The 11,562-nt window shown below is 48.3% G+C and carries 10 protein-coding genes; 3 read left to right on the top strand and 7 right to left on the bottom strand.

The features are described 5' to 3' along the window. Window positions 1–55 precede the first annotated feature (55 nt). The 3 genes from R3177_RS00305 (at window position 56) to R3177_RS00315 (ending at window position 3,017) form a co-directional block, all read left to right on the top strand. The gene (locus R3177_RS00305) at window positions 56–391 is read left to right on the top strand and encodes a hypothetical protein (RefSeq protein ID WP_318969042.1); all 336 of its coding nucleotides are present in this window, start codon (window positions 56–58) and stop codon (window positions 389–391) included. Between the two features lie 107 nt (window positions 392–498). Beyond that, window positions 499–2,157, top strand: coding sequence for a FapA family protein (locus tag R3177_RS00310; RefSeq protein WP_318969043.1), 1,659 nt, complete (start codon window positions 499–501; stop codon window positions 2,155–2,157). 164 nt (window positions 2,158–2,321) lie between these two features. Continuing rightward, a complete protein-coding gene (locus R3177_RS00315; RefSeq protein WP_318969044.1) occupies window positions 2,322–3,017 on the top strand; it encodes a DUF2884 family protein in 696 nt (231 codons plus the stop codon). A 13-nt stretch (window positions 3,018–3,030) separates the two neighbouring features. On the opposite strand, the gene R3177_RS00320 is transcribed toward R3177_RS00315, so the two are convergent. From R3177_RS00320 to R3177_RS00350, 7 genes are all read right to left on the bottom strand, one after another. After that, window positions 3,031–4,080, bottom strand: a complete 1,050-nt coding sequence (locus R3177_RS00320) for a succinylglutamate desuccinylase/aspartoacylase family protein (RefSeq protein ID WP_318969045.1) — start codon at window positions 4,078–4,080, stop codon at window positions 3,031–3,033. Beyond that, window positions 4,080–4,997 carry a 30S ribosomal protein S6--L-glutamate ligase gene (gene rimK / locus R3177_RS00325; RefSeq protein WP_318969046.1) on the bottom strand — a complete coding sequence of 306 codons (918 nt, stop codon included), beginning with the start codon at window positions 4,995–4,997 and terminating at the stop codon, window positions 4,080–4,082. The genes R3177_RS00320 and rimK overlap by 1 nt, the downstream gene beginning before the upstream one ends. A gap of 65 nt (window positions 4,998–5,062) precedes the next feature. Continuing rightward, a complete protein-coding gene (gene mgtE, locus R3177_RS00330; protein WP_318969047.1) occupies window positions 5,063–6,412 on the bottom strand; it encodes a magnesium transporter in 1,350 nt (449 codons plus the stop codon). Window positions 6,413–6,424: 12 nt separating this feature from the next. Next, window positions 6,425–7,387 (bottom strand): magnesium transporter CorA family protein, encoded by a 963-nt coding sequence (locus R3177_RS00335; protein WP_318969048.1) that lies wholly within the window; start codon window positions 7,385–7,387, stop codon window positions 6,425–6,427. A gap of 112 nt (window positions 7,388–7,499) precedes the next feature. Continuing rightward, window positions 7,500–7,991, bottom strand: a complete 492-nt coding sequence (locus tag R3177_RS00340; protein WP_318969049.1) for a pyridoxamine 5'-phosphate oxidase family protein — start codon at window positions 7,989–7,991, stop codon at window positions 7,500–7,502. Window positions 7,992–8,084: 93 nt separating this feature from the next. After that, window positions 8,085–9,446, bottom strand: a complete 1,362-nt coding sequence (locus R3177_RS00345) for an APC family permease (RefSeq protein ID WP_318969050.1) — start codon at window positions 9,444–9,446, stop codon at window positions 8,085–8,087. Between the two features lie 191 nt (window positions 9,447–9,637). Beyond that, complete coding sequence (locus R3177_RS00350) at window positions 9,638–11,488, bottom strand: DUF885 domain-containing protein (protein WP_318969051.1); 1,851 nt, start codon at window positions 11,486–11,488, stop codon at window positions 9,638–9,640. Between the last annotated feature and the right edge of the window lie 74 nt (window positions 11,489–11,562).

The following is an 11,562-nucleotide window of genomic DNA, read 5'->3' on the forward strand; positions in this document are numbered from 1 at the left end:
ACACTGCTGACTGTGTATCATAATAAGCAGATACTATTTTCTGGCAGGATGGTGCATGAACAGCTACGACAAAGCATTTCTGGTTAGCGGGCGAAATACCCTGATCCATAAAAATAAGAAACTTGATTTAATTGTTATTAACGATGATAACGATCCGCCGCTGATCATAACCCGGCATGGCGTCAAAATGTTTCAGGAGACCGTGCCTGCGAATAAGGTGGAGGCAAAAGAGCGTTATATGGAAATTGTCGATATTTCCAGTACCGAAGTGTTTGGCGAAACCAAAACTTTACTTTTTGTTCAGGCATTAAATAACAAAGAATATAAAATCGACTATAGCAAGAAAGGTACAGATTTGTTTATTCGGATCCACCAGGACAATTATATTTAGTTTTTTTAGCCTCGAATGCCCTGAAATAAAGTAAGGGCTTGCCTTTCTGTCTGATATTTGCTTCATTAAGCGTAATACTTTTGTCGTAGTTCAGGCAGACAACCTACATGCAATTTACTGAGCACAATAATACAATAAAAATAACGGTGCCTGTCTCGTTAGCTGCCATCAGTGCAGCCGAAATTCAGCAACATATTAATAATAACGGTTATGAACGTTGTCTGGTGCTACAGGATCAACTGACTAATCTGTTGGTTGAATATCAGCAAATTCAGCAAAAAATCAAAGAAAACCTGCTGGCAGAGAACAGTAAGGAGCTCAGCTACCGCATTGCTGAAAAGCGCAATGCGGAACTTACCTTTGATATCAGCGAGGATAAAATGATGGCAACGGCCATCATTACGGCTGCCTGGGGAGGGGCGCCGGTTTCTGCTAATGATCTTGTTAAAAGTGCCCAGGCAACCGGGATCGTGTTTGGTTTCAGCAAAGAGCAGATCATAAAACTGGTATCTTATGCCGCTAAAGCGGAGCCTGGCAGTAAAGTTAAACTGCTGATTGCCCGCGGCAGAGTCATGGTGCCGGGTGCCAACTCCCGCTTCGAACCCTTGCTGGCAGAAATGGCCAGTCGCAGAAACCGTCCCATTGTAACAACAGATGAAAAAGCTGACCTGCGTGATTTCGGCGTTATACCGGCGGTCAGAGCAGGGGAAGCTATTATGCGGCGTCATCCGCCCACAGCAGGTGTTGCCGGCATGCTGGTTACCGGAGAGATAATACCGGCCACTCAGGGCCTGCATCTGGAGTGGCAACTGGGTGAAGGGGTTGAACTGGCGCCGGCTGATGGCAATTTGCTGCTGGCCGCCAGAGACGGCTTACCCAGGGTGATTGAAGCAGGTGCCACCGTTGACGAAGTGTTTACTGTAAAAAATGTTGATTTAGCGACCGGCCATATTGTATTTCGTGGCTCGGTAGTGGTCACGGGTAATGTCGCCGAGGGAATGAAAGTGGTGGCCGGCGGTAATGTATTTGTTAAGGGCATGGTTGAAGGCACCTTAATTGAGGCCGGGGGTGATATCACGATAAATGGTTCAGTTATCGGCCATCAGCTGGCACAGGCTGATCAGCAGAGTGATTACAGCACTGAGCTAAAGGCCAATGGCGATATCCAGTGCAATCTGGCCCAGTACAGCAGGATAAGCTGCGGTGGCAATCTCTATGTCAGTAAGCAGCTGATGCATTGTGCGGTTGAGGCAGCCATTGTTTATGCCGGGCCCGAAGATAACCCGAATGGTAAGTTAGTGGGTGGTTACTTCTATCTGGATCGGGGCTTGTATTGCGGTAACCTCGGCGCACCGTCGAGCAGTGCCGTATTAGTGAAGTTAAACCGGCAACTGGACCCTATTGTTGAAAAACAAGAAGTGCTGCGAGCCAGTGTGATGGCTGAGCGGACAGAAATGGAAGAGCTACGTCAGCAACTGGAGAAGCTGAAAAAAATAGAAGGTAACGCCCAGATTGAAATGCGTCGTTATGAACTGGTGGCAAAATTCGACGAGCATAAAGAGCTGGCCGTATCCTTAATTAATGATATTAAAATTCTCGAAGCCCAACGCCAGGAAAAACTGGCAGAATTAATGATAGTAGTCCGTCAGCAACTGTTTTCGGCTGTGGAAATTCACTTTGGTAAAGAGCAGGTAAAAAGCCGGCGGGAATATGGTCCGTCCAAAGTGGTGATGGTGGACGGCCATCCGTCTATTGAGCCGCTTTAACCCGGATACGCGATAAGCTGTGCCCGCGCTGCGGCATAACACCGTGTCTTTGCCGGTGCTATCGGGTAGGCTGTAACGGTGTACTTAAAGCGAGTGTTGTTGTGAAGGCTCTATTGCTCATTTTATCCCTATGTTTATCATCGGCAGCTGTTGCAGATTGCAATATGGCCTTTCGGTATGGCTTGCTGATTGCACCTGACCATATTCGATTTATGCAAAACACCCGGACTTACGTGCAGATCAATCATGATCGTCAGTTGTTTGTCGCAGGTGAGTGGGTGCATTTAACAGCTGAAGATACCCTACTGCTCGAGCAGTATAGTCAGGGTTTACGCAGGTTTGTACCTGAAATTGTTACGCTGGCGGTGGATGGCGTGGAAGTAGGGCTGTCGAGTATTGAGTCGATGCTGTCAGGTTTGGGCAGTCAGTCACAGCAGGCCGAGTGGCAGGCTTTAATCAGGGAAACCACTTTTCAGTTTCTGTCACGTTTTGTTCGCACCGGCGAGTACTTTTATCTGGCCCCGCAAAGCTTAAATGAGCTGGATCACTTTTTAAACCGCGAGTTAAAACCACAGTTAAGCAATCTGGCGCGCCATACTGTAGGGGCGGTGTGGGGAGCTCTGCGAGATGCATTGCGCCAGTCTGACAGCAACTTTGAGCGTACTGACAGTCAGGGGCTGGAATCTGTAGAACAACTGGTGGAAAATATCAGCTTTGGTCTGGACGAAAAAGTGATTGAGCTGGAAGCAAAATCAGCGCTTTTCTGTCAGCGGATGCGCGAATTGGATGATATTGAAACCCGCCTGCAACAGCGGGTCCCGTTGTTAAGCCAGTATGACGTGGTAACGGAGAAGAACTAAGCATTTATCATCGTTATACCACGCCGTATTCATCCCGCAGCGCTGCCGGCATGGCATTGTCGACTTCATCACTTATCGCATCGAGGGTCTTTTCCGCTTCGTCCAGTGAGCTGACTTCTGCCACATGGAACAGCGCTTCACCTTCGTTTACCAGTGGCAGGTTATTGCGGCCAATCACCACACCATCAAAGCTGGCCTGAATCGCCACTTCAAAGTCAGAGTAAGGCGAATAAATGTGCGCCAGAATATCGCCGGTTTTTACGGTCTGGCCCAGTGTGACGTAATAGCGGGCAATGCCGTCGTGCTCAGCCCGCACCCAACTGCTTTTCTTCGAGAACACGGAACGGTTTTCCGGTGCTTTGGTTTTGCCGCTGAGCATCCCTAAATCCTGCATCACATTGACAATACCCCTTACACCAATTTTAATTGATTGCTCATCAAAGCGTAGTGCCTCACCGGCCTCATACAGCAAGATCGGAATTCCCAGATTGTTGGCAGTACCGCGCATTGTACCTTCGCGGCTGGCGGCTTTGATAATGACCGGAGCATTAAAAACTTCCGCCATACGCAGGGCGGTTTTATCTTTAGCACTGGTCCTTACCTGCGGCAGATTTGCCCGGTGAATAGCGCCGGTATGTAAGTCAATAGCATGGGTACAACATTTAAGAATTTTGTCGGTGAACTGATAAGCCATCCGGCTGCCAAGTGAGCCTTTTTCGCTGCCGGGAAAGCTGCGGTTTAAATCGCGCCGATCGGGCAGGTAGCGCGATTGCTGGACAAAACCATAAGTATTGACAATAGGCACCACGACCAAGGTGCCCTTAATCCGGTTTAAACGGGGTAATTTCAACAAGCGCCGGCAAATTTCAACGCCGTTAATCTCGTCCCCATGCAAAGCGGCGGTAATTAACAATACCGGTCCGTCCTGCCGGCCATGAATAACGTGGGCTCCGATATTCAGCTCGGTATGGGTATACAGCTTGCCAAAGGGGATATCGACCACCGCCCTGCTGCCGGCAGCAATTTTATCGCCACCCAGGGTAAATGCAGCCCGGTTTATCATCAGCCTGTTCCTTTGGTTTTGGCTTTACGCCGGGTTTTATAGCTCGCCACTTTTTTCTCCAGAAAGCCGATAATCAGCCCGGCGACATCTTTGCCGGTGGCACCTTCAATGCCCTCTAAGCCAGGAGAGCTGTTTACTTCCATTACCACCGGACCATGGTTGGAACGCAGTAAATCGACACCGGCCACGTTTAATCCCATGGTTTTGGCGGCATGCACCGCTGTACTGCGCTCCTCCGGAGTTAACCGAACCACAGTGGCAGAACCACCACGATGTAAATTTGAGCGAAACTCACCTTCTCTTGCCTGACGTTTCATTGCCGCAACAATTTTATCGCCGACTACAAAACAGCGGATATCCGCACCTTTTGCTTCCTGAATGTATTCCTGCACCAGAATATTGGCATTCAGTCCCATAAAAGCTTCAATTACGCTCTCTGCTGCGGTGCGGGTTTCAGCCAGTACCACACCTATGCCCTGAGTGCCTTCAAGTAATTTTATCACCAGCGGCGCGCCCCCGACCATATCGATTAAGTCGGGAATATCACCAGGTTTATCAGCAAAACCGGTAATAGGTAAACCTATGCCCTGACGGGCCAGTAACTGCATCGAGCGCAATTTATCACGGGCCCGGCCAATGGCAACTGATTCATTCAGAGAATAGACACCCATCATTTCGAACTGCCGCAGCACGGCAGTACCATAAAAGGTAATTGACGCCCCAATCCGCGGGATCACGGCATCAAAGCCATCCAGTACTTCGCCTTTGTAGTGAATAGAGGAATTGGTGCGGTTAATGTTCATATAGCACATTAACGGGTCAATAACCTGCACCAGATGACCGGCGGCTTCGGCTGCCGCCACCAGCCTTTTGGTCGAATACAGTTCGGCATTTCGCGACAGTATCGCAATTTTCATGCGCTCTCCGAAAATAAGTTAATTAAGCGCTGTGGCTTCTGTCGGTTTAAAGCAGCCAGCAGAAATCAGGCCAGTAAAAAAAGTGATCCCAAGCCAAGGAAGGCAAAAAAACCTACCACATCGGTGACGGTTGTCAGAATAACCGATCCTGACAGTGCCGGATCAATATCCAGTTTCTCCAGCCAGATAGGAATAAATACCCCGGAAATGGCCGCAGCTATAATATTAATGACAATCGCCATACCAATGACGCCGCCAATAATCCAGTCACCAAACCAGAAGTAGGTAATCACGGCAATCACCAGTGCCCATAACACGCCGTTGATAGCGCCAACCCCTAACTCTTTTCGAAACAGCATCAGATAGGTTTGCGGGGTGATTTGTTCAAGTGCCAAGCCGCGGATCATTAGCGTTAACGTCTGGCTGCCAGCGATGCCGCCCATACTGGCAACAATCGGCATTAGCACTGCCAGTGCCACAACCTGCTGCAGGGTGGCCTCAAATAAACCGATCGTCCAGGCAGCCAGAAAAGCGGTCAACAGATTAATGCCCAGCCATAATGCGCGTCGTTTAGCGCTGTCAAATACCGGTGCAAATAAATCTTCCTCTTCATCCAGACCGGCTGTATGCATAAACTGGCTTTCCAGCGCCCGACGCACGTTCTCAAGCGCTTCACCAATCGACAAGCGACCAAGCAATTTGTTGTCGGCATCGACCACTGCCAGTGCGGTGTAGCCAGAGCGGGAAACGATATCTGACCCCTGTTCCAGCTCCATGTCACCGGTTACCACCGGCGCCTCTTTATCCAGAAAATTCTCAACCGGCAGATGGCTGGGTTGACCCAGCAGCGCAGTAGCATGCACCAGCCCGGCATAGCGGCCGGTACGGTCGATAACAAACAGCGCATCCTGATATTCCGCATCATCTGCCAGCTTGCGGAACATTCTGATACCATCCCGTACTTTGGCATTTTTATTAATGATCAGTAAGTCATGATCTGCATAGCGGCCACATTGATCATCATCATAAGTTAACGCTGTTTCCAGCCAGCTGCGCTGACTGGCATCAAGCCGTGAACAGGCGTAGTTATAAATGCGCTGTGGCAGTTCATCCAGCAACTCAATTAAGTCATCAACCTCCATTCCCTCCACCAGGGTACGTAGTTGTTGCTCATCAAGCTGTTTGAAAATATTGTCCCGGGCATCGACCCGCATATAGGTAAGCGCGGCCACCTGATCGTCCGGATGCAAGTCAAGCCAGGTGCTGACCCGCTGCTCAACCGGCATGGCTTCAAGTACCAGAGCGATTTCTTCCGGCTCCAGTTGACTGATTTTTTCAATCAGCGAGCTGCTGTCTTCATCTGTCAAGCTGCCGCGGACAATATCCTCAATATCCAGAAGCGGGTTATCTGCCATTACAAATCCTTATTACCACCAGTTTTTAAACTTAAACCACAGCAGGCCGCCGACACCTAACACTGCCATGGCAAATAACGCATAAAAGTAGCCATGGGGGTTTGCTAACTCAGGTATATTAACAAAGTTCATCCCGTATAAACCGGCAATAAAGGTCAGGGGAATAAATATCGTGCTGACCATGGTCAACACTTTCATTCTTTCGTTAATCTGATGCGAAGTGGTCGACATATATCCTTCCACTAAATCGCTGAGCTGATCGTAGTATAAATCAGTCATACTATGCAGCCGTTCAAATTTTTCATAAAAATCACGTACATCCGGTGCGCTGAACTGGTTTAACAGCGGGCTTTTTTCTTCATACAGGGCGTCGGCAAAAATATCCTTCTGGTAAGCCAGATTACGGTTTATTTTGCGAAGTACTGACCGATAGCGCATCATCAGTGCCATTTGCTCATCATTGCCCCGTTGCAGCATATTGTCTTCCAATTCGCTTAATACATCTTCAAAGGCAATAAGCTTCTCCAGATAACTTGCCGACACGGTCAGAATAAATTGTTTTACCCAATCGGTCAGCAGCAGACTCTTGTCTGCGGTAATTTTAGGCGTAAGCTGCTCCAGCAAGCCAGCATTGTGACATCGCACCAGGCTGATTAAAACCTGCTTAGAGTATAACAAGTTAACCTGAGCACTGCTGCTGTATTCACTGAAATCCGGGTCAGCATAGCCACGTAAAATCAGCAGACTAAAATCAGTCTGCGTTTCAAGTTTAGGTGGATGACGCTGGCGGCTGAAATCCTCAGCAAGCGTTGGAATAATGGCAAACCGCTGCAGTACCTGCTGGATCTCTTCCGGGGTCGCTTCGTTCAAGTTCAGCCAAACCCGGGCATCAGCACTGATTACCTGCGGTAATCTGGCAAAACTGATCGGCTGCCAGCTATGCGTTTCCGGTTCAAAATAGTTGAGTAAAATCATGTTACTGCTCCAAACTGGGCCCTGTTATGACAGCATACCCAGCTTGGAGCTATTTGGCGAAAAATTTGTGGGGGAGAGCGCCACAGAATTATCCGGACAATCAATACGCGTATTAATTTTTTGTTCCAAATTTCTCATGCTCGCCAAGATCAGGTTGTTGTCCTTTGACTTTAGCAGTGATGGTTTTCAGACTTTTCATCATTTTGCTGCTGTCACTATCCCAGTGTTCGCCTTTAGTTACTTTAACTTCCAGCATGCCGACATTCGATGAGTTTTTACCCTCTGGAAACCAGGCTGCCACAAACGTATTCCAGTATTTATTTATCAGGGCTTTATCCCGGGTTGGCCGGCCAACCCCGGTAAGTGACACGTAAACCTGATTATCAGGATCAGCGAAAGTCACACAAACGTCATGATCTTTTTCTATTTCCATGACTTTTTCTGACTCAAGGTCAGTATAAAACCATAAGGTACCATCGTATGCATCCTGCACTAACACCATAGGACGAGAGCGCAGCTCTTTACCGTGTAGGGTGGTCAGCATTGCCGTTTTAATATCTTTAATCAGGTTCCAGATTTTCTGTTTATGTTCCGGGCTCGACATAATTCCTCCTGTGGGGACATTGTAAATTAAAACATGTCTATATAACTTAGCACAGATATGGCTAAAGCCCTTTAATCAGTAGCAATTTTCTGGTTAAGAAGAGGAGTCAGGATCGGAAGCAGACGTGTCCCGGTGGAAAATAGCGTAACAGACCGACGTAATAACAATAATAATTATGCCCGTCAGTATCGAGTACGTTTGCATAAAAAAGGTAATGCCTGCACAGCCGATTGCTCCGGCAACCGCGACAATCTGACCTGCATAAATCCGGAACGGCGGGGTGTACCAGTCTTCATTTCTCCGGCGAAAACGTAGGAGTGATAAACAAATTCCAGCGTATAGTACCAAATGAAAAAATGAGGCAACTTCGGCAAAAAATTCGAGGTCGCCAACAAAAAGTAAAGCAATAACTGGAATAACAACCAGTAACAGTGCGACATGAGGGGTATTAAATTTATTATTTAGTCTTTTAATTTGCTGTGGAGCCATGCCATCTTTTGCCAGGGCAAACAATGAGCGGGAAGAGCTCATTATCGACGCATTGGCGCTGGATAACGTCGCTAATATCCCGGCAATCAGCACAATAAGTGCTCCACCGTTACCCAGCAGTTTACGGGCGACGTCAAGCGTCGCTGTTTCTCCTAATGCTTTGAGCTCAGATGCAGAATATAAACTGGTACTGACAAACAGCACCAGGATATAAAGCGCAAATACTACCACTACACTGAGTATCAATGCTCTGGGCAGGTTTTGCTCTGGTTTTTTAATTTCGCCAGCCACGGTTGAAATCTGAACAAAGCCTAAATACGCTGTAAAGATTAATGCCGTGGTCGTAAACACAGGTTGATAGCCATTCGGCGTGAAATCACTGAATAGACGCTGATTGCCGGTTATTCCCACTATATCCAACAGACCATAGACAAAAATAACGCTTAGCAGCAAACTTAATAAAATGACTGCAATATTCTGCAGTTTACCGGCTTTTTTTGTGCCGATGATATTAATTGTCAGCAATATCAGCACCGCGCCGACCGAAATGACGACAGAGGTCGAACTGATATGAAATCTCCGGAGTAACTCGAGCGTGTAATGAGCAAACCCGGCCAGATAAAATGCTGAAGCAAATACCAATCCAAGCCACTGGCAAATGCCGGCAGTAAAGCCCTGAAAAGAACCAAAAGCCCTGGAAATAAAAAGATAACCACCGCCACTTTTTGGCATCACCGTTGCCAGTTCTGCCGTACAAAGCGCTACCAGCAAGGCAATAACACAGCCAATGGCGAAGGACAATATCGCTGCGGGCCCGGCGTAACCACCCGCCAATCCCGGAAACACAAATATGCCGGCACCTACCATGGTGCCAATACCTATCGACGTTGCTGCCGTTAAGCCAAGGGTACGCTGAAGGGTATTATTGTCGGATGTTGCTGCAGATTCTTGCTCTTTGTGCGCCATCGGATCAGTCGTAATTTGATACCAGTTAACAGATGTTTAAATTGAGATTAGAGCAAAAGCAGCCAGAAAGAAAGTGAACAGCTGGTGCTCATCAGGCCGGCGACACCAGACAATACTGCTCAATTAAGTGACGTGAAATAACAACAGCCGGGCAGAATGACTGGCCGGTTGTTGTTGTCACTGGTAGTGATTTATTCGCTGTCAGCCGCTGCGATATATTCGTCCACCAACTGCTCAAGTACATCCAGTGGCACGGCACCGTTTCTTAGCACCACATCGTGAAAATCCCGGATATCAAAGCGGTCACCCAGCGCCTTTTTTGCTTTATCACGCAACTCCAGCATTTTAATCATGCCAATGGTATAGGCCGTCGCCTGGCCAGGCATAACGATATAGCGCTCGATTGCTTTAGTGGCATCGGTTGCTGAATTAGGTGTATTGCTAACAAGATAAGCAATGGCCTGCTCGCGCGTCCACTTCCTGGCATGGATACCGGTATCAACGACTAAACGACAGGCACGCCAAAGCTCCATCGCCAGCCGGCCAAAGTCAGCATAGGGGTTCTGGTATAAGCCAATTTCTTTTGGCAGGACTTCACTGTACAGCCCCCAGCCCTCAATGTAAGCGGTATAGCCACCAAAGCGGCGAAATTTCGGCATATCTTCCAGCTCCTGAGCAATAGCAAGCTGCATATGATGGCCTGGAATACCTTCATGATACGCCAATGCCTCTAACTGATAGGTCGGCATATCCTGCATCTGATACAAATTGGCGTAATAAACACCGGGCCGGCTGCCATCCATTGAAGGCCGCTGGTAAAACGCTTTACCGGCGCTTTTCTCCCGGAAGGGTTCTACCGCTTTGACAATCATATCGGCACTTGGTTTTACCCGGAATAACTGATCCAGCCGGCCTTTCATATCGTCAATCACCCGGGTAGCTTCAGCCAGATAAGCAGCACGGCCTTCGGCGGTGTCAGGGTAATAAAATTGCGGATCTTGCCGCATAAATACAAAGAAGTCAGCTAAGCTGCCGCTAAAGCCAACCTGCTGCATAATTGCCCGCATTTCCTGATGAATACGGGCGACTTCTGTCAGCCCCAACTGGTGAATATGTTCAGCGGTTAAATCGGTAGTGGTGATCCGCTCAAGCCGGTGCTGATAGAAATCGGCTCCCTCGGTAAAACGCCAGACGCCATCCTCAGTAGTGGCCTGGCGCGCTAAATTCTCAAGATAACTTATCAGGCTTTGATAAGCCGGGCCGACACTGGTAAGCAAAGCAATACGGGCTTCGTCCAGCAGTAATTTTTCGTCTGCCTCACTAAGCTGCAATGCTTTAACTTTCTTCCTAAAATCGGCAAGTAGGGTGCTGTCACTGCCAGAGTCAAAGGGCGCACCGCTAATGACATTCTGACTGGCGCTGATCACATGTCCGAAAACAAATTCCGGGATGATAATGTTAAGCTCTGCCCGCTCCGTCAGTTGCTGTTGTAACTGACTGAACAATAAAGGGACATTATTTAACCGGCCAATGTAAGCTTTTGCGTCGCTGATATCCTCGACTTTATGCTGATTAATCAGCAGCGAAGGCACCAGTGAATGAATACCATACATCTGGTTTACCGGGTAGCTGTACATACGCCATTTACTATCTGCCAATCTGTTTTGCAGATCCTGTACTAACAGCTGATAACTCAGCGCAGTATTGGGGTCCAGATGTTGCGGGTTGATCCTGCTTAGCTGGCTTAGCTGATCGCGGTACATTGCCAGTTCTGCCTGATAGGCAGTATCAGTTAAATCCTGCCATTTATCATAGTCATCCTTAATGCCCAGCCGGGTTTGCAATACCGGATCCTGACGCACCTGCTCCATATAAATCTGCTCAAACAACTGATTGGCCTGGTCATTGATATCGGACTGGGCAGTCACTGCAGCAGCAGCGCTCAGCTTGGGCTGACGGCTATCAGGGCCACAGCCGCTGACTAAAGCCAGGCTGATTGCCAGCGGCAGCAGAGCAAAACTAAGCAACGGTTTTTTTCTCATAATAGTTCTCAGATTATCGTCACTCCCCGCAGCTGCACATTGCAGATAAGGACCTTGCTGGCAGATAACGGGAT

This window comes from Arsukibacterium sp., assembly GCF_033722355.1.
Lineage (GTDB): Bacteria > Pseudomonadota > Gammaproteobacteria > Enterobacterales > Alteromonadaceae > Alishewanella.